Origin of the sequence: Arthrobacter gandavensis (assembly GCF_039528575.1) — a bacterium.
GTDB lineage: Bacteria > Actinomycetota > Actinomycetes > Actinomycetales > Micrococcaceae > Arthrobacter_B > Arthrobacter_B citreus_B.
On the sequence record NZ_BAAALV010000005.1, the window covers coordinates 246438 to 267932 of the forward strand.

The following is a 21495-nucleotide window of genomic DNA, read 5'->3' on the forward strand; positions in this document are numbered from 1 at the left end:
GTTCACTACTTGGATACCCGCCACCAATTACCTAGAACAACGGCGAAAGTACTTACACGCGCCGGTGACGCGCCGATAACCAACAGTGAGCATGGATAGCTCACGCAACAGGCCACGGATCGGCCGCTCTGTTCCCCCATAAGAAGCGGGTTTTCTGTGTTCGACTCCGTGTCCTCGGTGGCGCTGCAAAGCGCACTCAATGGCCTGGCCCTGCGCCAGCGCACCATTGCCAACAACATCGCCAACGTGAACACCCCCGGCTACCACGCCCAGCGGGTGAGTTTCGAAGACGCCCTCTCCAAGTCGGTCAAGGCCGGCAACAAGGCCTTCACCGAGGCGAGCTCCGCCCGTTCCCTTGAGCCCACGCGCCTGGACGGTTCCAACGTCAACCTGGACACCGAAACCCTGTCCAACATCGACACCGTCCTGCGCTTCCAGTTCGCTTCCCAGGCCGTAGGCGGAGAAGCGAACTCCCTCCGCACCGCCATGAGGACCCAGTAATGACATTTGACGCAATCGGCATTGCCGGTACCTCCCTGACCGTCCACCGGAAATGGCTGGATGCTGTCTCGGACAACCTCGCCAACATGAACAACGCTTCCTCCACAGACGGCGCCGCCTTCCAGGCCCGCTACGTCGTTGCCCAGGAAGGCGCCGCCAACACCGGCGTCTACGTCTCGGGAGTTGAATACGGGGACGCAGAGGGCCGGATAGTCCACGAACCGAACCACCCCCTGGCCGATGAAGACGGATATGTCCGTTACCCGGACATCGACATGGCCGAACAAATGAGCGCCCTGATCATGGCGCAGCGCGGCTACGAGGCGAATGCCGCCGTCGTTGACCGTGCCAAGGCCACCTACGAAGCCGCCCTCCAGATTGGACGCTCCTGATGCCCGTACCAGCCATCACCGCCGTTGCCGGCACCATGCCTACCGCCTACCTCGAGAACACCGCCCCGGCCGCCCAGGCCACGGATGGCTCAGGTTTTGCCACCCAGCTCGCAGGAGCCGTGGACAACGCACAGCAGCTTTCCTCCGCGTCCAAGGAGCTGGCCGTCAAGGCAGTCACCGGAGACCTGGACGACATCCACGCCGCGACCATTGCGTCCACCCGCGCTTCCGTGACCCTGGAACTGGTGGCTGCCGTCCGCAACAAGAGCGTTGACGCCTTCAACGAGATCATGCGGATGCAGGCGTAATGACACAGGTGAACGCGGCATTTGGCCGTTTGGGAAAAACCATCAGCCAGTTCACCCTGGCGCAGAAGACCCTTGCGCTGATTGGTATCGCTGTACTGGCCCTGGGCATCTTTGCCTTGGCCAGCTGGGCCTCCAAGCCCTCCTATTCGCCGCTTTTCTCCGGCCTTCAGCCCTCCGATGCCAACACCATCGTTGAGCAGCTGCAGGCCGACGGCGTCCCCTATGAGATCGCCAACGGCGGCGGGACGATCATGGTTCCTGAGCAGAACGTCTACGACCAGCGGCTCAAGGCCGCCGGCGCCGGACTGCCGGCTTCCTCCACGGGTGGGTACTCGCTGCTGGACAACATGGGCGTAACCTCCTCCGAGTTCCAGCAGTCGGTGACGTACAAGCGGGCCCTGGAAGGCGAGCTTGCCAAGACCATCGGCGCCCTGAACGGTGTCAAGACCTCTTCCGTGCAGCTCGCGCTGCCGGAAGAGACGGTCTTCGTTTCGGAGAAAGTGGACCCCACTGCCTCTGTGTTCATCGAAACGGAGAGCGGAGTGACCCTTACCGGGGACCAAGTCCAGGCAATCGTGCACCTCACCTCCGCAGCCATCGACGGCATGAAAGCCACCAATGTGGCCGTGATCGATTCGACCGGAACCGTGCTTTCCGCCGTCGGCGTGGGTGCCACCGGTTCCGCGGACAAGCAGGCCACTGACTACGAAGAGCGGGTCGCCGGCTCCGTGCAGAGCATGCTGGACAAGGTGGTGGGCCCCGGCAACGCCACCGTGGCCGTCGCTGCGGACATGAGCTATGAATCCGCGAACCGGGTGGAGGAAACCTTTACCAACCCGGACGGCAACCCTGCACTGAACGAAGCCACCACCACTGAGGAATACACCGGCGGGGCCAACGGCAACACCGCGGCCGGGATCCTTGGCCCGGACAATATCGCCGTCCCCAACGGCGGCGGCGACGACGGTGCCTACAACTCCGAATCCACCACCAAGAACAATGCGGTGAACAAGGTGACGGAAACCCGGGAAATCCCGGCCGGTGCACTGAACCGCCAGACGGTTTCGGTTGCCCTGAACGCTGCCACTGCTGCGGGCATGAACGTAGCCGACATCCGGGCACTGGTCTCTAACGCCGCCGGCATCGATACCGCCCGCGGGGACCAGCTCACGGTCGAGATGGTGGCCTTCAACGCTGCTGGTGCCGAGGCCGCACAGGAAGCGCTGGCTGCTGCCGAAGCAGCCGAGGCAGCTGAACGCCGGGCCGAACTGGTTCGGATGGGCATCCTGGCTGCCGGCATCGTGTTGGCCGTGATCATTGCACTGGTGGCCTACGCCATCCGGTCCCGCCGCCAGAACCGCGAGGCCGTGGACATCGGCATCCTGCCGGAGCTCGATCCGCTGGCACCTCCCGCCGGACTGGCGATGATCGGCCAGGACCAGGGCCGCGCTGCCCTGGAGCCGCCCGTGGACACCGCCTCACTGCGGATTGTGGCGAACGCAGCCGATTCCGAGCGCAAGCTTGAGGAACTTGACCACCTGGCCCTGCAGGATCCGGTCCGCACGGCGGACTATCTGCGCAACTTCATGGATGAGGGGCAGCGGGTATGAGCGAACAGAGTTCCGGAACCGCAGTGGCCACGATGACCGCACCTGACGCCGAACTGCAGGATGCGCCCACCGCGGCGGTTCCCGCGGTCCGCACCCCTGCGGCCACCCCGGTGCTGCCGAAACTGACCGGCATGCAGAAAGCTGCCGTCATCCTGATGCAGCTTGAAACCTCCCGCGCAGCGACCGTGCTGCAGCAGTTCACCGAAGCCGAGGCGCAGGAACTGGCCGCGGAGATCGTGAACCTCCGCCGCGTTGACGTCAACTCGGTTGAAGCCGTCATCAACGAGTTCTACGACATGACGGTGGACGGACGCCGCCGCGCCCACGGCGGACGCGACGTCGCCATGGGCCTGCTGGAAGCCTCCTTCGGCACTGAACGCGCATCCGGGGTGATGGACCGGCTGGCCTCTTCGATGGCGGGCAAATCCTTCGAATTCCTGGAACGGGCCGAAGCACCCCAGGTGGTGAGCCTGCTGGAGAACGAACTGCCGCAGACCATCGCCCTGGTCCTGGCCCACATGCGCCCGCAGCGGGCGTCTGCCGTGATCGGCGGATTCCCGGACAAGCTGCGCACGGACATTGCCCAGTGCATCGCCAACATGTCCCGGGCCACTCCCGAAGCGATCCGCATCGTGGCAGAGACGCTCAAGGCCCGTGCCACCGCCGTCGGCGCTGCCCGTGAAGCCGCGGACCAGATTGGCGGCATCCAGCCGCTCGTGGACATCATCAACCGTGCCGACGCCGCCACTGAGCGTGCCATCCTCGAGGCCCTGGACGCACGGGATCCGGATCTGGCAGAAGAAGTCCGCTCGCGGATGCTGACCTTCGCTGACCTGACCAAGCTCGAACGCCGCGACGTGCAGCTGGTGCTGCGCGGCATCGACGTCGCCGTCCTGGCCCTGGCCATGAAGGGCGCCAGCGAAACCGTGCTGGAAACCGTGCGGAGCAACGTCTCCGAACGCAACCGCGAGATCCTGGACGACGAGATCGCCGCGTCGGGTCCCGCCCGCCTGTCCCAGGTGGAAGAGGCCCGTGCCACGATCGTGCGGGCGATCCGCGACCTGGAGGCCCAGGGCGCGATCACCATCCACCACGCGGACGAGGAAGAGTATGTCTACTGAGTCCCCGGAGCGCACCTTCGCACGCATGGCCTACCCGGCACTGGGCGGCTACGACGCAGAACGTGCCGCCGAACGGGGCCGGGCGCAGGGACATGCAGCCGGCTACGCGGCCGGCCTGCACGCCGCTGCCGCCGAGACGGCACGCCTGCGGCAGGAACTCAAAACCCGGTTCGACGCCGAAACCGCCGCGCTGCGTGCCCGCGCAGACCACGCGCTGGCGCTGCTGAACGCAGCGGAGCAAAGCGTGGCGCAGCAGACCGTGCCGGTGATCGCCGAAGTGCAGGATTCGCTGGCGGCCGCCGCCCTCGAACTGGCAGAAGCACTCCTGGGACGCGAACTCGCTAACGGCGAGACATCATCCCGCGCCGCTCTTGACCGTGCCCTGTCCGGAGTCGATGTCCGGCTGGTCCAGCAGGTGCGGATGCATCCCGCGGACCTGGCCGTCCTGGGCGATGACGTGCTGAACCAGGCCGGAGTGGTGTTTACTGCCGACCCCTCGCTGAAGCGGGGCGATGCAGTCACCGAGTTCCCTGATGGTTTCCTTGACGCCACGCTTGCCTCGGCCCTGTCCCGGGCCAGGGCAGCTCTGCTGGGGGATACGGCATGACGCTCACTGCGAATCCGCATACCCCCGTCCCGGAACGCGACGAACCCGCCGCGCTGCCCTCACGCCGTGAACGGCGCCGCGCCCAGGTTTCCAAGGCCGTGCTCTGGCGGCCCCGCGGCGAGGCCTTCGGGCACGCCCTGGCCGCTGCCCGGCCGCAGCGGGTTGGCAAAGTCTCCACCGTCGTCGGGCTGAGCGTTGAAGTCACCGGACTGGACTGCGCGGTGGGGGACCTGGTCAGCCTGGGCGCCCCCGGCGCGGAAGTTGACGCCGAAGTGGTAGCCGCAACCCGTGACGGCGTGCGCTGCATGCCCTTCGGGCGCCTTGCCGGCCTCACTGCCGGCAGCCCTGCCCGGTCCAAGGGCATGCCACTGCGTGTGCCCACCGGAAACGGACTCTTTGGCCGGGTGCTGGACGGCCTGGGCCGCCCGATCGACGGCAAGGGTCCGCTGCAGGTGGAGCAGTTCGTTCCGCTGGACCACGACACGCCCCCGGCCATGCAGCGCTCCCGGATCACGGAACCCCTGCAGCTTGGCGTCCGGGTGCTGGATACCCTGACCACCGTTGGCAAAGGCCAGCGCATGGGCCTGTTCGCCGGCTCCGGCGTGGGCAAGTCATCCCTGCTCTCCATGATCGCCCGCGGTACCGATGCCGAAGTGTCCGTGATCGCACTGGTAGGGGAGCGCGGCCGCGAAGTCCGCGAGTTCCTTGAGGACGACCTCGGCGAGGAAGGGCTGGCCCGCTCAATCGTCGTCGTCTCGACCTCCGATGAACCCGCGCTGATGCGCCTGCGCGCAGCGTTTGTTGCCACCCGGATTGCCGAGTCCTTCCGCGACCGCGGCGCCGACGTGATGCTCATGATGGATTCCCTGACACGCGTGGCCATGGCCCAGCGCGAGATCGGCCTGTCCGTCGGGGAACCGCCCGCGACCCGCGGCTACCCGCCGTCGACCTTCTCCTTGCTGGCCCAGCTGCTGGAACGCGCCGGAACGGACAAAACCGGTTCGGTCACCGGTATGTACACCGTCCTGGTAGACGGAGATGACCACAACGAGCCAATCGCCGATTCCGCCCGCTCCATCCTGGACGGACACGTTGTGCTGGACCGGAAGCTTGCCGTTTCCGGCCACTTCCCGTCCGTGGACGCGCTCGGCTCCATTTCCCGCGTGGCCTCCCGGGTAAACCCGAAGGAGCGCAGCCAGGCAGCTTCCAGCCTGCGCCGGGTGCTTGCGGCCCGCAGGTCCGCACAGGACCTGATCGACGTCGGCGCCTACCAGCGCGGGACGAACCTGCTGGTGGACGCGGCCGTGGACCACGAGGACTCCATCAATGCGTTCCTGCAGCAGCGGATGGACGAACAGACTCCGGCGGATTCCGCCTGGGACCAGCTGCATCGGCTCACCATGAATCTGGGGGTTTAGACATGGGACGGGACTTTCCGCTCGCCGGCCTGCTGCGCCTGCGCCGCCTGCAGCAGGACAGCGCGGCCGGCAACCTGGCAGCCGCCAACGCCGATCTGCGCCGCAGCACCGAAGCTCGCAGCGAAGCCTACGATTCCCTGGCGGCAACGCCGCTGGAGGCAGCCGACGCCGCCACCCTGAACGCGATCGCAGCCGCACGGGCTTCCTCCCGCAGCATGCTGGCGGACCTGCTGGCAGCCGAAGAGCTCAAGGGCGCCGCGGTGAACACGGCCCAGGCAGAGTTCCAGGCAGCCCGTGCACGCTCCGTGGGACTTGAAAAGCTTGAATCCAAGCATTCAGACGCCGTTGCCGTGGAAGACCTGCGCACCGAACAGAGCATCCTGGATGAACTTGCCGGCACAGCCTGGCACCGCCGGCAGAAAGAAGCCTCCAAATGAGCATGCCCGACGCGATAGGCCGGATCCAGGAAATCCGTTCCACAATCGACGCACTCGCGGGAACCGCCGCAGCCAAGGCCTCCGGCGGCGCGTCCGGAACTTCAGCGGCAGGCACCGGCGGAGGCGACTTCGCCGCCACACTGACCGCGCTGACCGGATCCGCCTCCGCCCAGGCCGGAGGCGCAACGAACGAAGCGCTCATGGGCTCGGTGGAGAAGTACCTTGGCCTGCCCTACATCTGGGGCGGGAACGACCCGGCCGTCGGCCTGGACTGCTCCTCCTTCGTGCAGAACGTGTTCAAGGATCTCGGGTATACCCTTCCGCGGGTGACCTGGGACCAGATGAACGCCGGTACCAAGGTTGACTCCCTTGCGCAGGCGCAGCCCGGTGACCTGCTCTTTACGCACGACGGCGGCCACGTTTCCATCTACCTGGGCAACGGCAAGGCGGTGGACGCCCCGCAGCCGGGCAAGACCATCCAGATCCGCGATGCGTGGGAGACAGACTCCAACATCACCACGATCCGGCGGATCCTGCCGGCGGAAACCACTGCCTCGGTTACGGGCGCTGCCTCACCGGCTGCCGCCGCGGCGATCTCTGACATGGTTGCCTCGGCACGTGCCATGCAGGCTTCCCTGATGGGGGCCGGCGCATGAGCGTACCCGCCGCTTTCCTGACGGCACGGCCCGCAGCAGCATCCGCGTCAGCCGGGTCCTCTTCCAGCTCGGACGGAGGAGCCGGCTTTGGGACGGCACTCGAAGCCGCCGCCGAAGCACTGCCCGGAACCCGGGACCAGTCCGGCGCAGCAGCTGACTCCGGCTCGGGTTCAGCTTCAGGTGACGGCTCCGCCGCAACAGCCGCTGAGACCGCTGCCGCAGCTGCTCCTCTAGCCCCTGCTCCCGCGCTGGATGGACTCGTCCTTCCCGCTGGCCTGGAACTGCAGCTTCAGGCGCAGCTGTCCGGAGCAGGTGCTGCCCCTGCGGAGTCGGAGGGCACGAATGAGGGATCAGCTGACCTTCGGGCTTCCACCGGCCAGCTGCCCAGCAGCACTGCCGGTGTGCCCGCGGGAGCCCCCGGAGATACCGCGGGCGGCAATGCAACCGGCAATGCAGCTGCCACGGCTGCTGCGGCCACAGCCGCCGCACCCGTAACGGCCACTGCCGCCGCGGCAATTCAGGCCGCAGCCTCAAACAACGTTGAAGAGAACTCACTCCCGGCTGCTGCTCCGGGAGAGCGCACAGGCCAAGTGCCCGAGTCCACCAGTGCAATGGCGCCCGGGGCATTGCACGCTGAACGGGCCGCAGGGGCCGTACGCACCGACCAGGCTCCGGCGGCACCCGCCACCCCCGTGACCGGCACCGGAACGGGGAACCAGGCCACCCCTGCTGTGGAGGCAGGCTCCGATGCCGTCACGGAGCCGGGCAGGGCGGGGCAGCAGCCCGCGCAGCCCGCTGCCCCGGCAATGGCTGCACCGGCCGTCTCCGTGCCGCCGGCGCAGATCACGGCGCCGGCACCGGTCCAGGCTCCGGCCCCGGCCCAGCCTGCGCCGTTCCTGGCGCAGGTCAGCCAGCCGCTGTTCAGCCTCAGCAGCGCCTCTGCGGGGGAGCACGTGATGACCCTCAGCGTGACGCCGGAGAATCTCGGTCCTGTCACGGTCCGCGCCCACGTCAGCGCGGACGGTATCCGGGTGGAACTCTTCGCGCCCAGCGATGCGGGGCGCGAAGCTCTCCGGACCATCCTGACGGACCTCCGCCGGGACCTTTCCGGTGCCGGGATGAACACCTCGCTGTCCCTCTCAACGCAGGACCAGCCCGGCTCTGAAACGGACGGACGCGGTGAAACCGCCGACTCCGGCGCAGGACGCCACAGGGCAGAAGCCGATGCGGCGCCGCTGCCCGTGCAGCAGATCTTCCGGGCCGTGGAAAACGGTCCGCACACAACCCTCGACATCCTGGCCTGAGAAGGAGAACCACCCATGCCGGTAGAAGCAGTAGCACCATCCAGCGGAGCCACCGCCACGCAGCCCGTGCGCGCACCCAAACAGGTCATGGACAGCGAACTGTTCCTGACCCTGCTGGTCACCCAGCTGCGCAACCAGGATCCCAGTTCGCCCATGGACACCAACGAGATGATCGGCCAGACGACGCAGCTGGCCACCATGGAACAGCTCACCAACATGGCGACCATGAGCGAGGAGAACTTCTCGCTGCAAATGCGCATGGCCGCTGCCGGACTGATCGGCCAGACGGTCACGTACACCAACGAAGCCGGTGAGTCCGTAACCGGAACCGCGAATTCGGTTTCATATCTCTACGGAGTGCCGACAGTGAGCGTTGGCGGCGTGGACGTCCTCCTGGACGCAATCTCCGGAGTAGTGGCCCCGGGCGTCCCGGCACCGGCACCCGGTTCCGGTGCAGGCTCCGGAACCGGCGAAGGCTCCGGAACCGGCGAAGGCTCCGGCAACCCGGGTACGACGGCGTAACCCGGCTCTTCAGGTTTTACCAGCTTCCAGACCCCTCAGCTGAAAGGCGTATCCCATGCTCCGCTCCCTGTACTCCGGAATCTCCGGCCTCCGTTCCCACCAGACCATGCTGGATGTCACCGGCAACAACATCGCCAACGTCAACACCACCGGTTACAAGGCGACGGCGGTCCAGTTCCAGGACACGCTGTCCCAGCTGACCCAGGGCGCCACGGCACCCGGCGCCAACAACGGCGGCGGCAACCCGGCGCAGGTTGGCCTGGGCGTGCTGGTTTCCGGCATCACCACCAACTTCACCCAGGGCTCGGCCCAGTCCACCGGCCGTGCCACGGACATGATGATTTCCGGGGACGGCTACTTCGTGACGAAGCAGGGCACCCAGACCACCTACACCCGTGCAGGCGCGTTCGACCTCGACGCTGACGGCCGCCTGGTCACCACGGACGGCAAGATCGTCCAGGGCTGGACCGGCGTGGACGGCGTGATCAACACCGGCGGTGCCGTTGGCAACGTCCAGCTGCCCGACGGCGCTATCGCCCCGGCCGTCGCCACCTCACAGGCCACGGTCGGCGGCAACCTGCCTTCCGAGACGGCCGTTGGCGGGACATTTGTACGCGACATGGACGTCTACGACGCTAACGGCGTCGCAACGGTTGTTCCGCTGACCTTCACCCGCACTGCGGGTGGCTGGACGGCGTCAGCGGGCGGACCGGCGGTCGACCTCGCCTTCGCCAATGGCATTCAGGACACAGCCAACCCCCAAACCCTGAACGTCAATGGTGTTCAGGTGGACCTCACCGGCCTCACCAGCTACGCGGGCGTCAGCACTGCCTCGGTCACCGGACAGAACGGCCGCGCGGCCGGCACCCTGGAGTCCTTCTCCATTGCCAAGGACGGCACCATCATCGGTTCCTTCACCAATGGTGCCAAGCAGTCCCTGGCCCGCATCGCCGTCGCCACATTCACCAACCCCGCAGGCCTGGAGAAGGCCGGCAACTCCGGTTACACCGCCACCGTGAACTCCGGCAACCCCGTCCTGGGCGGCCCGGGCGATCCCGGCATGGGTAACGCGATTGCCGGTTCACTGGAAATGTCCAACGTTGACCTTTCGCAGGAATTCACCAACCTGATCGTTGCCCAGCGCGGCTTCCAGGCCAACGCCCGCATCATTACCACCTCCGACGAGGTGCTCCAGGAACTGACCAACCTGAAGCGCTAGTCCGTCCGGACAGGCACTGCAGCAGGCCCCCGCACCATCGTTCGGGGGCCTGCTGTCTTGTCCGGCAGGGCGCTTGCGGCTGCGGTCCCGGTGGCCTGGATCCCGCTTTCCTTACCGATACCGGCCGTCTGCCGAAAGTAAGGGTGACGGCTTAGCCAAGCCGGACGCTGCAACCGGGACGGGCACATGATTGTTCTTACGCGACTGAACGATGCTCAGTTTGCGATCAACCCTGACCTGATTGAACGCATCCACGCCAATCCGGACACCACGCTGGTGATGGTGGACGGAGCCAAGTACATCGTCACGGAGTCTATGGACGAAGTGATCGCGCTGATAGCCCAGTTCCGGGCAAGGGTGATCTCCATGGCACGCGACATCCCGCAGATTCCGCTGCGGCCGGGAACCGGACTTGGACTGGTTCCCGATGCGGGCGCCGGGGGGACGCCGGCAGCGAGCAGTACCAAGACCGTGCCCCTTCGTCCGAGGAACAAATAATGGATCCGGCAACAATCATCGGCCTCGTGCTGGCCTTCGGGTCGCTGTATGCAATGATCACCCTCGAAGGTGCGCACCTCAGTGCCCTGCTGCTGCCCGCCCCCATGATCCTGGTCTTTGGAGCAACCATCGCCGTAGGACTGGCAGGCGGCACGCTGAAGGACTTCATCTTCTCCTTCAAGGCGCTGCCCCGCGCCTTTATGGGCAAGAAGCCCAACCCCCAGGAGACCATCGACAACGTGGTGTCACTGGCCGAAAAAGCGCGCTCTGAAGGCCTGCTTTCGCTGGAGCAGGACGCCGCGGAAGTCGATGACCCGTTCCTCCGCGTGGCACTGCAGAACATTGCCGACGGCACCGACGGCGAAGAGCTGCGGATCCTGCTCGAGGACGAAATTAACACCAAGGCCTCGAGCGACAAAGTCGCCATCAAGTTCTTCAACAGTCTGGGCGGCTATGCGCCCACGATCGGCATCATCGGCACCGTCGTGTCGCTGACCCACGTGCTTGAAAACCTCTCCACGCCGGACACCCTGGGCCCCATGATCGCCACCGCCTTCGTAGCCACCCTCTGGGGTCTGCTTTCGGCCAACTTCATCTGGCTGCCGATCAGCGCCCGCCTCAAACGGCTCAGCGACCTTGAAGTGGAACAGATGACCCTGCTGATGGAAGGCGTCCTGGCCCTCCAGGCAGGAAGCCAGCCGCGCCTGCTCGGCGAGCGGCTGCGGGCCATGGTTCCGGCGCATGAACTGAGCTCCCAGCCGCGCGAGACCAGCGACGCAGCATGAGTGCCCCACGCCGCCGCAAGCGCCGGGACGAGGAAGAGAACCACCCGGACGAACGCTGGATGGCTTCCTACATGGACATGGTCACCGTCCTGATGTGCATGTTCATTGTGCTCTTCGCGATGTCCACCGTGGACCAGGCCAAGTTCGAACAGCTCAAGGCCTCCCTGGCCACAGGATTCGGCCAGGTTGAAACCAACACCGTTGATACCGCCAAGGGCGTGGTGGTGCCTCCCACCATGGTGGAGAGCGAAGAAATCCTCGAACCGGATGCAGACCTCGCCATGCTCGCAGCCATGGAAGTCCAGGACCTTACGGCACTGCGCGACCGCCTGCAGGAAGGCCTGGAAGTCAAGGGCCTGCAGGACGACGTGCGTTTTGAAATCGACGAACGGGGCCTGACGATCCGCCTGGTGAGCTCGGAGATGTTCTTTGAGCCGGACCTCGCGAACCTCACCCCGGAAGCCCTGGACGTCCTGAACGTCATTGGTCCCATCCTGCAGCCCACCGCCTACGACCTGTCCGTCGAAGGCCACACGGCGCAGGTGCGCCAGTACACCGATTCCGCGCTGGACTGGGAACTCTCTTCCTCCAGGTCGGTGAACGTGCTGCGCTACCTGATGGAGCCCGGCGGCATCGACTACAGCAGGATCAAAGCCGTGGGATACGGCGAATCACGGCCGTTGAACCCCGGCACCTCCGCAGCTGAACTGGCACAGAACCGGCGCGTGGACATTGTGGTCCTGTCCGCCCAGTCAGAGGCCGTACGCCAGCTGATGCCCGCAGTGGTCAACGGCGAGATCACCTTCCCGGCCGAGCCTGAAGCGCCCGGTGCCGAAGAAGAGAAGGAAGTTCTGCCCGCTTCGAACCACTAACCATGCAGTCCCTGCGGTCGATAGTTCCCTGCGTGACGGTCCAGCAAGATATATCCCTTGGCATGCCCCCAAAAGCCCAGCGGCAGGTTGAAGCCTATGACTTCAGGCGCCCTACTACGCTTGCCCGCGAGCACGCCCGTGTCCTTGAAATGGCATTCGATACCTTCGGACGCCAGTGGGGTACCCAGCTGACGGCTAAGGTCCGCGTTCTCTCCCAGGTCACCTCGGAGCAGGTCCAGACCATGACGTATGACGAGTACGTTGCCTCCCTCCCCGAGGACACCGGCATGGTGCTCTTCTCCATGCCGAACATTTCCGCGAAGGCAGTGATCCAGTTCCCCATGGCGGCTGCGCTGTCCTGGGTGCGGCACATGCTCGGCGGAACCGGCAACCAGCCGGCCCCGGAACGCAAGCTGACCCACATCGAACAGGCCCTGCTGAGCCGGATCATGGATGAGGCGCTCGAGGACCTGCACTACGCGCTGGGCAGCCTCCTGGCTGCGCCGCTCTCGCCGTCGTCCATCCAGTACAACTCCCAGTTCGCCCAGGCTGCCGGATCCACGGTGCCCATGATTGTGGCCCGCTTCGAGATGGTGGTGGGCGACGCCGCCGCTCCGGCTACCGTGGCCCTGCCCGCCGAAGCGATCCTGCCGCAGCTGGGCCCGGTGCGGCCCAATCTGTCAGACGCCACACCCGCCGAGCTGGTCACCGAGCAGCTGGCCAACCTGCCGGTGGACGTGTCCCTGCAGCTGAACCCCATCTGGGTGAAGCCGGGCGTGGTGCTTGACCTCGCCGTGGGAGACGTCCTGAACCTTGACCATCCGCAGCACCGACCCCTGAATGTCACAGTCGACGGCCAGACGCTGGCCCAAGCCGCGGTGGGGGCCAGCGGCTCCCGTCTGGCCGGAGTGATCGTAAGTACCGAGGAGAACATCTGATGAGCACCACCCTGGCCCAGCACGCCGAAGCCGCAGCAGCCCTGGTAGGACTGCTGCCCACCCCCGCCCCGCTGCAGCCGGCCCCGCATTCCCAGCTGGGCCTGCCGCTGGAACAGATGTCCCAGGCCGTGACGGCTTCCTTCGTCGGATCCGTCTCCGCGGACCTGGCCGTAGTCCTGCTCTCCGCAGCCAGCGTCTCCGACGTTGCCGGGTCCGACTCTCCTGCCGTCTCCACGGCAGACGTGCTCCGTCCTGCCCTGGAAGCGGCAAGTGCCACCCTGGGTGCCGGTGTGCTCGGCGATGCACGCACCGAGGATGCCTCGGCTCTCTTCGGCCACATGGACACTTCCGTCTTTGAACTGCGCGGCCCCGAAGGCACCGCAGGATGGTTTGCCGTACGCATGCGGTCCGGCGGCCAGGGCAGCACAGCTGCCCAGTCCGTAGTGGGCAAGCTGGGCCGAATCAACAACGTGGAGATGGCACTGACGGTGGAGATCGGCCGTACCCGCATGGCAGTCCGTGACGTGCTGAACCTGGAACCGGGCCGCGTCGTGGAACTGGACCGCTCCGCCGGTGCGCCCGCTGACATCCTGCTCAACGGCCGGATGATCGCCCACGGCGAGATCGTCGTCGTGGACCAGGACTACGCAGTCCGCATCACCAAGATCCTGGACGTAGCCGAGGGCCTGAGCTAAATGGACGATTCCGCAGTCATGGCGCTGCGGGTCCTGGTATCGCTCGGTGTGGTCCTGGGGCTCCTGTGGTGGCTCCAGCGCCGCCTTATCCGGGGACGGGTTTCCTCCGGGGCCGAGGCACCCATCCGGGTCATCAGCCGGCAGGCGATCAGCCCCAAGGCTTCGGTCGTAGTCCTGGAGACAGGCGGCCAGCGCTTCCTGCTCGGAGTCACCGAAGCCAACGTGAACGTGCTGCACACTTCGGACGCAGAACCGGCACCCGATGCCGGCTTCGCCGCTTCCCTCCAGGATGCTGCCGCAGCCAACGGGGGAAGCCAGGCAGGAACGGACGACGGCGGCCTGCCCCGCCGCCGCGATACGCGCCGCACTGCTTCGGGCAGCGGAACCTCCGTGCTCAACGGCTCCATTCTTTCCCCGGATACCTGGCGGCAGAGCGCCGCGTTCATCCGCCGCGGACGGACCGGCTAATGGCGGCTGCAGCATCCCTTGCTTCCGCTGTGCCCGTTTCCGCCGGCGCAGCTCCCAGGCCCGGGCTACGGCGGTTTCTGCTGTTCGCCCTGCTGGTCCTGGCCGCAACGTTCGCCCTGATGCTCGCCGGCACCGCAGCCGGCCATGCCACCACCTTCGACCCGGCGGCACCGGCTGACCCAACGGCACCCACGCAGCCGGGGGACCCGGAGGAAACCGGCGGTTTCTCCGTGGACATCAACGGCGTGGACGGAACACCCTCCACCGCCGTCGTTACGCTCATCGGCATCACCCTGCTCTCGGTGGCACCGGCACTGCTGCTGATGATGACTTCCTTCACGAAGATATTCGTGGTGCTGGCCATGACCCGGAACGCCCTGTCGCTTCCGTCCATCCCCCCTAACCAGGTGCTGGCCGGGCTGGCGCTGTTCCTCTCGCTGTTCATCATGGCGCCGGTGCTGACCGAGATAAACTCCCTGGCCGTACAGCCCTATCTCAACGGTGACTTCACGTTCAACGATGCCTTGTCCGCCGGTTCCGGCCCGCTGCAGCAGTTCATGCTGGCCCACACCCGCGAAGAGGACATTGCGCTCATGACCCGGGCAGCCAACCAGCCCAACCCGGAGAACCCGGAAAGCGTCCCGCTGACCACCCTCATTCCGGCGTTCATGATCTCCGAACTCCGGGCGGCGTTCATCATCGGCTTCGTCATCTTCATTCCGTTCCTCATCATCGACCTTGTGGTCGCAGCAGCCCTTATGTCCATGGGCATGATGATGCTTCCCCCGGTCATGATCTCCCTGCCCTTCAAGATCCTGCTCTTTGTGCTCGTGGACGGCTGGGGACTGATCATCACCTCGCTGGTCAACAGCTACCAGGGTGGTGGCTGATGGATACCAGTGCCGTCCTGGACATCGGTCTCCAGGGACTGTGGGTCGCGGCAAAGCTCGCGGCACCGGTGCTGCTGACTGCACTGGTGGTTGGTTTCTCGGTGTCCCTGGTGCAGTCGATTACCCAAATCCAGGAAGTCACGCTTTCCTTCGTACCCAAGGCGATCGCCGTGTGCATCGCCCTGCTGGTCTGCGGCCACTGGATGATCACCGAAATGATCACCTTCACCCAGCAGCTGTTCGAGAAGATCCCATCCCTGCTCGGCGGGGGATAACGTGAACATCACCATCGACCAGGCCTGGCTGGAAGCGGTGATGCTGGCGGGCGTACGGATGGTGGCGTTCCTGGTCATCGCCCCGCCGTTTTCCTACAACGCCTTTCCCGGCCGGGTAAAGGCCATGCTGGCCATCGGGCTGGCCCTGGCCGTGGCCCCCCAGGTTTCCCAGGGATACTCCAGCCTGGGCACCGCAGAGTTCATTACGGGGCTGGTGCTTGAGTTCGTGGTGGGTGCTGTCCTCGGCTTCCTGGTCCTGCTGGTGTTCTCGGCAGTGCAGTCCGCCGGACAGCTGATCGACCTCTTTGGCGGCTTTTCCCTGGCCCAGGGCTTCGATCCGCAGTCCATGGTCAACGGTGCCCAGTTCACCCGGATGTTCCAGATCACTGCACTGGCCCTGCTCTTTGCCTCGGATGGCTATCAGCTGATCATCATGGGGCTTTCCCGCAGTTTCACCGCGCTGCCGCTGGCGGGCGGGATCGACCTCGCAGACCCTGCGCAGGCAATGATCTCCGGCGTGAGCAACATGTTCATTGCCGCCGTCCAGATCGCGGGGCCGCTGCTGGTGGTCCTCTTCCTGGCCGACGCCGGGCTGGGCCTGCTCACTCGTGTGGCCCCGGCACTGAACGCCTTCGCCCTCGGCTTCCCGCTGAAGATCCTGTTGACCCTGACGTTGATCTCGGTGGTATTCCTCGCCCTGCCCCGTGTTGTTTCGGTGCTGGTCCAGGAGATCGTGCGGACACTGGCGGGGGTGGGATAGATGGCTGACCAGGAGTCAGGAGAGCGGTCAGAAGCCGCCACTCCGAAACGGATGAAAGAGGTCCGGGACAAGGGACAGCTTTCCCGGTCCGACGACCTCACCGCCTGGGTAGGCGTAGGCGCAGCCGCGGTCATGATGCCCACGACCATCAGCCGGGGCGCTGACAAAGGCGCGGAAACGCTGATGCGGGTGGATTCGATTACCGGGAATCCCGATCCGCTGGCCGCACTGCGGATGTTCCAGGATTCCCTCGGTGGACTGGTCTACATCATGGGGCCGCTGCTCGCCGTCGTGGTGGTTGCCGTCCTGGCCACCGCGGCACTGCAGGGCGGTATCCACTTTAAGAAGTTCAAGGGCAAGTACGAACAGTTCGACCTGGTCAAGGGCATGAAACGGGTCTTCGGCGGCCAGGCGATCTGGAACGGCGTGAAGGCACTCCTGAAGACCGCCGTCGTCGGGCTGGTGCTCTATGCCGTCATCCAGAACCTGATGCCCGTCCTGATGACCGCCGGCGGCATGTCGATTTCCGCCCTGCTGGCCGAAGCTGGCGGGGGAGTGGCCACCCTGCTGCAGTTCGCGGTTGCGGCCGGGCTCGCGCTGGCGGGAGCAGACATCCTCATGGTGATGCGCCGGAACCGCAAAAGGACCCGCATGACCAAAAAAGAGGTCAAGGACGAAAACAAGAACACCGACGGCGACCCGCTGATCAAGTCCCAGCGCCGTTCACGCCAGCTGGCCATGAGCCGCAACCGCATGATGGCTGCAGTGGGGGACGCCGACGTCGTGCTGCTGAATCCCACCCACGTTGCCGTGGCCCTTAAATACGAACCGGGGAAGTCCGCGCCCCGGGTCGTGGCCAAGGGTGCCGGAAATATTGCCGCCCGCATCCGTGAGGAAGCCGAAGCCAAGGGTGTACCCATGGTGCGCGATATTCCCCTCGCCCGCGCCCTGCACTCGGCCTGTGAAATTGGCCAGGAAATTCCGGTGGAACTGTACAACGCCGTGGCCCGCGTCCTGGCCTTCGTCATGGCCCTGAAAAACCGCGGCGCCTCCGCCGGGGTGCACACCATGGCCCCCGACCCCTCAGCTACTGTCCCCGCTCCCGCCCCACAACACCGTAAGGCAGCACCGTGAACCGCAACCTCCTGAAGCTCACCATCCCCGTGGGCGTGATCGGAATTATCCTGCTGCTGGTGGTCCCCGTGCCCGCCGGCCTGCTGGACGTGCTGATCATCATCAACATCCTGCTGGCACTGGTGATCCTGCTGACCACCATGTTCGTGAAGAAGCCGCTGGACTTCTCCGTATTCCCCTCCATGCTCCTGGTCGCCACCCTGTTCCGGCTGGGCCTGAACGTTGCCTCCACCCGCCTGGTGCTGGGCGACGGGTACGCCGGCCAGGTGATCGAAGCCTTTGGCCACGTGGCGGTGGGCGGTTCCCTGATTATCGGCGCGGTGATCTTCCTGATCCTGGTGGTGATCCAGTTCGTGGTGGTCACCAAGGGCGCCGAGCGTGTGGCCGAAGTCGGTGCGCGCTTCACCCTGGACGCCATGCCGGGAAAGCAGATGGCAATCGACGCCGATCTGAATGCCGGACTGATCACGGACATCCAGGCCCGTGAGCGCCGCGCTGAGGTTTCCGCGGAGGCTGACTTCTACGGTGCCATGGACGGTGCGTCCAAGTTCGTGAAGGGCGATGCGATCGCCGGCCTGATCATCATCATCATCAACGTCGTGGGCGGCATCGCGATCGGCATGCTCCAGCGCGGCATGTCCGCCGGCGAAGCAATCGACACCTACACGCTGCTCACCATCGGCGACGGCCTGGTCACCCAGATCCCCGCCCTGCTCATGGCAGTTTCCACCGGCATGATCGTCACCCGGTCCAACGCCGAGTCGGACATGGCATCCACTGCGTCTGCCGAACTCAGCCAGTCACGGAACGCGCTGATGATCGCAGGAGCGGCCGCGATCGTGATGGCACTGATCCCGGGCATGCCGAAGATCCCGTTCATCGTTATTGGCGCCCTGCTGATCTTCGCCAGCCAGCGGGTCAAGGCCCGGCAGGCAGCCGAAGAAGCCGCCGCCGCAGACCCGGTTGCACAGCTGACCGCGGCGCCGGCCTCGGACACCACCGAAGACCTGATCGAGCAGATGCGTGTCCATGCCCTCGAAGTGATGCTCTCCCCGGACCTGGTGGACATCGTCACCGGCGGCTCGGATGACCTGCTGGCCCGCGTCCGGGCCCTGCGCCGGAAGATCGCCCTGGAACTCGGCATCGTGGTTCCGCCGGTGCGGACCCGGGACAGTGTGGACCTGCCCGCGTCCACCTACGTAATTCGCATTGCCGGCGTCGAGGCAGGCCGCGGCGAGGCACCGGCGGGCAAGGTGCTCGCGCTGGGCGACTTCCTGGACGGGCTGCCCGGCACCGCGACCGTGGAACCGGTATTCGGGCTTTCCGGAAAATGGGTTCCCACCGAGATGCGCCATGCAGCGGAGATGGCAGGGGCCACCGTCATCGACCGGGTGTCCGTGCTGGTCACTCACCTGTCCGCCATCATCACCGCCAACGCCGCCCGGCTGCTCACCCGGGAAGATGTCCGGGTACTCACGGAAGGCGTCAAGCAGGTCAGCCCTTCAGCGGTGGATGAACTGGTGCCGAACGTGCTCTCCCTTGCTGAGGTGCAGCGCGTGCTGCAGGGCCTGCTGGCGGAGCAGATCCCCATCAATGACCTGCCCCGCATCTACGAATCGCTGCTGCTGAAGGCCAAGACGTCTCCGGATCCCGAAGGGCTCATCGAAGCTGCCCGGCAGGCACTGGGCCCTGCCCTGGCAGCCCAGTACGTGAACTCCGGCGTCCTGCGGGTAATCATGATCGACCCGTCCCTGGAACAGGCCATGCTGGAGAGCCTGCGTCCCTCCGACCAGGGCACGCAGATCCTCCTGGACCCCGCACGGATCGAAAGCATCATAGGATCACTTAAGTCCACTGTGGCCACAGTGGAGAACGCGGGCCACACCGCGGTCCTGGTGTGCGCGCCCGCACTGCGGCCGGCTATCCGCCGGCTCGTTTCGGCGCAGACCAACGGACTGCCGGTGCTCTCCTACCAGGAGGCCACGGCCGCGAACGTGAACATTGAAACAGTAGGAGTGCTCCGTGGAACCGAGACGATTTCAGCTTGAGGGTCCGTCCCTTGACGCGCTGAAAGCGAAGGTCCTTGCCGAGCACGGGCCGCGGGCACGCATTATCGCTGCCGAGAAAGTTACCGTGGGCGGCATCGGCGGGTTCCTGGCCCGCCACCACTACGAGGTCACCGTGGAGCTCCCTCCGCGGGGACGCCGTGCTGCCCCGGTCGACGCCGATCTGCCCAGCCGTGCCGGAATCGGTGCATTGCTGGCCCGGGCGGAGGAAGCCGAAGGCGGGTACAAGCCGTCGGAACCGGTCATGCCGGACATCTCCACCGGCACGAACGCTTTCGCCGAACTGATGGCTGACCTGTCCCAGAACACCGGCGCACCCTCACGGCCCGCGGAAAGCGCGCCTGCCGTAGTCCCCGCAGCCTTCCCGCAGCTCTCCCTCAGCCCCGGTGCCGGCTTCCCGGTGCCGCGCCAGGAGGTTCCCGCTCCGCTTGCCGGTGCGGGCGACCTGGTGATCGTTGTGGGGCTGGGGCAGGACCCCCTGATGGTCTGCGAGTCCATGGCGGCCGCCGGCGGGTTTAGCGCCCAGGCCCTGCGGGCCGCCGGAGCCGTGGATGGATCAGGGGTGGGACGCGCAGGGGACCGCCGCGCCGTCGCAACCGCCCGGGCAGCCGGCGTGCTGGCCGGACACCCCATTTTCCTTGCCTACGGGATTGGACGCGGCGTCAGCGAAATCGGCAGGCACACCACCCTGATTGCAGCCCTCGCCCCGGATCAGCTGTGGGTTGCCGTGGACGCCGGCCGAAAGGCCGAGGACACTGCGGCCTGGGTCGGGGAGGTCCGTGCGGCATCAGTCGTTGACGCGGTAGCCGTAGAAGGACTTGAAGGAACGGCCTCGCCGCAAACGGTAAACGCGCTGGGACTTCCGGTTGGCTGGCTCGACGGCGCCGCCTCCGGATCCGCGGTTCTGTGAGGTTTCGTGTTCCTGCCCTACGCGGAAACAATATTGCCGGGTGTGCTTGCGATAGAGTGAATAAATGCTCGTGCTAACGCGGAAATCAGGAGAGCAGATCCTGATAGGTGATGACATTGTCATTACCGTGCTCGATTCGCGGGGTGACGGCGTCCGAATTGGAATTGATGCCCCCCGCGGAGTCAAGATCCAGCGCAACGAAGTTGTCCGCGCGGTCGAAGAAGCCAATGTAGCCGCTGCGGCCGCGGGCCCGGAAGACGAAGAGCGGATCAAGAACCTTCTTGGCCTGCGTCGGCCAGAGGCCGAATAGCCGTTTCGGCTGCCAGTACCTAACTATCTCCTGCAGCGCCCTGCGGTGGCTGCCCCGTGCCACAGCGCCTTATCGCAGCGCCGCGCGAAAACGAGCCCTTAAACCCCAAACCCCGGCAACCATTGGGGTGGAAGCCGGGGCGGCGAGCCAGGCGCTTTCCGCGGACGGGCGGGCAGCGCACCACATGCAACTGTGCGGCTCGATTGGTGCAGTAATTACTTGGGATACATACTGCGGTTTTTCTTGGGGGAAAACTTAGCTGCCGGAACGGACCTTGGTTCCGAAGAGGCGGATGGTGCGGCGGGCGGGGGCTGCCATGCGGGTCCGGGAGCCGGCGACGTGGCGCTCAACCTGGCCTTTGCTGGCGCGGGTGCCGTAGTAGTCCTGCAGAACGCGCCGCTCGTGCGTGGAGCAGCGGACCCCGGGGTAGCGGTAGCCGCGGATTACCCAGTAGCCGGTCTTGTCGGTGGGGCGCTTGTCATTGGCCCATTCCGGGACCAGGCGGCGGCCGCACTCGGCGCAGGAGGCTGCAACGTGGCTGTCGCGCTGGGCATCTGTGTAGCGCTTGACCAAAACATCGGTGCCTGCGTTCCATGCGTTCACGTGCCAACCCCCAATTAGTCTTCGCGGTCCAGATGTTCCGCTTAGCCTGCGTTTACTGATGGGTATGACGATATAGGCGCTCCCCGAAACAAACGCTCAAGTTCGGCGCGCAGAAACCGCAATGTTTCCCCAAGAATTTCCTTGCGCCAATCTTGAGCTTTGCGGAGGTTCTTGAGGAACGGAAAAAGCGGCGGTT

At 65.8% G+C, this 21495-nt stretch carries 26 protein-coding genes; 25 read left to right on the forward strand and 1 reads right to left on the reverse strand.

From position 1 onward, the window contains the following. Positions 1 to 156 precede the first annotated feature (156 nt). The 25 genes from ABFX29_RS13330 (at position 157) to csrA (ending at position 20696) form a co-directional block, all read left to right on the forward strand. Complete coding sequence (locus ABFX29_RS13330) at positions 157 to 501, forward strand: flagellar basal body rod protein FlgB (protein WP_152228863.1); 345 nt, start codon at positions 157 to 159, stop codon at positions 499 to 501. Further along, on the forward strand, positions 501 to 893 hold the full coding sequence (locus tag ABFX29_RS13335) for a flagellar basal body rod protein FlgC (protein WP_152228862.1): 393 nt from the start codon (positions 501 to 503) through the stop codon (positions 891 to 893). The genes ABFX29_RS13330 and ABFX29_RS13335 overlap by 1 nt, the downstream gene beginning before the upstream one ends. Further along, positions 893 to 1201, forward strand: coding sequence for a flagellar hook-basal body complex protein FliE (gene fliE, locus ABFX29_RS13340; RefSeq protein ID WP_152228861.1), 309 nt, complete (start codon positions 893 to 895; stop codon positions 1199 to 1201). Before ABFX29_RS13335 ends, fliE begins: the two co-directional genes overlap by 1 nt. After that, on the forward strand, positions 1201 to 2811 hold the full coding sequence (gene fliF / locus ABFX29_RS13345; protein ID WP_152228860.1) for a flagellar basal-body MS-ring/collar protein FliF: 1611 nt from the start codon (positions 1201 to 1203) through the stop codon (positions 2809 to 2811). Before fliE ends, fliF begins: the two co-directional genes overlap by 1 nt. Next, positions 2808 to 3932, forward strand: a complete 1125-nt coding sequence (gene fliG, locus ABFX29_RS13350; RefSeq protein WP_275124647.1) for a flagellar motor switch protein FliG — start codon at positions 2808 to 2810, stop codon at positions 3930 to 3932. The genes fliF and fliG overlap by 4 nt, the downstream gene beginning before the upstream one ends. Next, entirely contained in the window at positions 3922 to 4539 is a 618-nt protein-coding gene (locus ABFX29_RS13355) for a FliH/SctL family protein (protein ID WP_152228859.1), read from the forward strand. Before fliG ends, ABFX29_RS13355 begins: the two co-directional genes overlap by 11 nt. Next, on the forward strand, positions 4536 to 5957 hold the full coding sequence (locus ABFX29_RS13360; RefSeq protein ID WP_152228858.1) for a FliI/YscN family ATPase: 1422 nt from the start codon (positions 4536 to 4538) through the stop codon (positions 5955 to 5957). The genes ABFX29_RS13355 and ABFX29_RS13360 overlap by 4 nt, the downstream gene beginning before the upstream one ends. A gap of 2 nt (positions 5958 to 5959) precedes the next feature. Next, positions 5960 to 6394, forward strand: coding sequence for a flagellar FliJ family protein (locus ABFX29_RS13365; protein ID WP_152228857.1), 435 nt, complete (start codon positions 5960 to 5962; stop codon positions 6392 to 6394). Continuing rightward, positions 6391 to 7050, forward strand: a complete 660-nt coding sequence (locus ABFX29_RS13370; protein WP_152228856.1) for a C40 family peptidase — start codon at positions 6391 to 6393, stop codon at positions 7048 to 7050. The genes ABFX29_RS13365 and ABFX29_RS13370 overlap by 4 nt, the downstream gene beginning before the upstream one ends. After that, positions 7047 to 8354, forward strand: coding sequence for a flagellar hook-length control protein FliK (locus tag ABFX29_RS13375; RefSeq protein ID WP_152228855.1), 1308 nt, complete (start codon positions 7047 to 7049; stop codon positions 8352 to 8354). Before ABFX29_RS13370 ends, ABFX29_RS13375 begins: the two co-directional genes overlap by 4 nt. 15 nt (positions 8355 to 8369) lie before the next feature. After that, positions 8370 to 8876, forward strand: coding sequence for a flagellar hook assembly protein FlgD (locus tag ABFX29_RS13380; protein ID WP_152228854.1), 507 nt, complete (start codon positions 8370 to 8372; stop codon positions 8874 to 8876). Positions 8877 to 8931: 55 nt separating this feature from the next. Then, positions 8932 to 10095, forward strand: a complete 1164-nt coding sequence (locus ABFX29_RS13385) for a flagellar hook protein FlgE (RefSeq protein WP_152228853.1) — start codon at positions 8932 to 8934, stop codon at positions 10093 to 10095. 186 nt (positions 10096 to 10281) lie between these two features. Next, positions 10282 to 10593 (forward strand): flagellar FlbD family protein, encoded by a 312-nt coding sequence (locus ABFX29_RS13390; protein WP_152228852.1) that lies wholly within the window; start codon positions 10282 to 10284, stop codon positions 10591 to 10593. Further along, positions 10593 to 11378 (forward strand): motility protein A, encoded by a 786-nt coding sequence (locus ABFX29_RS13395; protein ID WP_152228851.1) that lies wholly within the window; start codon positions 10593 to 10595, stop codon positions 11376 to 11378. The genes ABFX29_RS13390 and ABFX29_RS13395 overlap by 1 nt, the downstream gene beginning before the upstream one ends. Continuing rightward, positions 11375 to 12250, forward strand: coding sequence for an OmpA/MotB family protein (locus ABFX29_RS13400; protein WP_152228850.1), 876 nt, complete (start codon positions 11375 to 11377; stop codon positions 12248 to 12250). Before ABFX29_RS13395 ends, ABFX29_RS13400 begins: the two co-directional genes overlap by 4 nt. Before the next feature lie 62 nt (positions 12251 to 12312). After that, entirely contained in the window at positions 12313 to 13188 is an 876-nt protein-coding gene (locus ABFX29_RS13405) for a flagellar motor switch protein FliM (RefSeq protein WP_152228849.1), read from the forward strand. Further along, on the forward strand, positions 13188 to 13883 hold the full coding sequence (gene fliN, locus ABFX29_RS13410; RefSeq protein WP_152228848.1) for a flagellar motor switch protein FliN: 696 nt from the start codon (positions 13188 to 13190) through the stop codon (positions 13881 to 13883). Before ABFX29_RS13405 ends, fliN begins: the two co-directional genes overlap by 1 nt. Continuing rightward, a complete protein-coding gene (locus ABFX29_RS13415) occupies positions 13884 to 14351 on the forward strand; it encodes a FliO/MopB family protein (RefSeq protein WP_152228847.1) in 468 nt (155 codons plus the stop codon). Further along, positions 14351 to 15241 (forward strand): flagellar type III secretion system pore protein FliP, encoded by an 891-nt coding sequence (gene fliP / locus ABFX29_RS13420; RefSeq protein WP_387013612.1) that lies wholly within the window; start codon positions 14351 to 14353, stop codon positions 15239 to 15241. Before ABFX29_RS13415 ends, fliP begins: the two co-directional genes overlap by 1 nt. Next, complete coding sequence (gene fliQ, locus ABFX29_RS13425; RefSeq protein ID WP_152228846.1) at positions 15241 to 15516, forward strand: flagellar biosynthesis protein FliQ; 276 nt, start codon at positions 15241 to 15243, stop codon at positions 15514 to 15516. The genes fliP and fliQ overlap by 1 nt, the downstream gene beginning before the upstream one ends. 1 nt (position 15517) lies before the next feature. Continuing rightward, positions 15518 to 16276, forward strand: coding sequence for a flagellar biosynthetic protein FliR (locus ABFX29_RS13430; RefSeq protein WP_152228845.1), 759 nt, complete (start codon positions 15518 to 15520; stop codon positions 16274 to 16276). Continuing rightward, positions 16277 to 17410 carry an EscU/YscU/HrcU family type III secretion system export apparatus switch protein gene (locus ABFX29_RS13435; RefSeq protein ID WP_152228844.1) on the forward strand — a complete coding sequence of 378 codons (1134 nt, stop codon included), beginning with the start codon at positions 16277 to 16279 and terminating at the stop codon, positions 17408 to 17410. It abuts the gene before it with no gap. Next, positions 17407 to 19458 (forward strand): flagellar biosynthesis protein FlhA, encoded by a 2052-nt coding sequence (locus ABFX29_RS13440; protein ID WP_152228843.1) that lies wholly within the window; start codon positions 17407 to 17409, stop codon positions 19456 to 19458. Before ABFX29_RS13435 ends, ABFX29_RS13440 begins: the two co-directional genes overlap by 4 nt. After that, on the forward strand, positions 19433 to 20386 hold the full coding sequence (locus tag ABFX29_RS13445; RefSeq protein ID WP_152228842.1) for a hypothetical protein: 954 nt from the start codon (positions 19433 to 19435) through the stop codon (positions 20384 to 20386). Before ABFX29_RS13440 ends, ABFX29_RS13445 begins: the two co-directional genes overlap by 26 nt. A gap of 64 nt (positions 20387 to 20450) precedes the next feature. Further along, a complete protein-coding gene (gene csrA / locus ABFX29_RS13450; protein ID WP_152228841.1) occupies positions 20451 to 20696 on the forward strand; it encodes a carbon storage regulator CsrA in 246 nt (81 codons plus the stop codon). 255 nt (positions 20697 to 20951) lie between these two features. On the opposite strand, the gene ABFX29_RS13455 is transcribed toward csrA, so the two are convergent. Then, a complete protein-coding gene (locus tag ABFX29_RS13455) occupies positions 20952 to 21299 on the reverse strand; it encodes a hypothetical protein (RefSeq protein WP_152228840.1) in 348 nt (115 codons plus the stop codon). Positions 21300 to 21495: the final 196 nt, after the last annotated feature.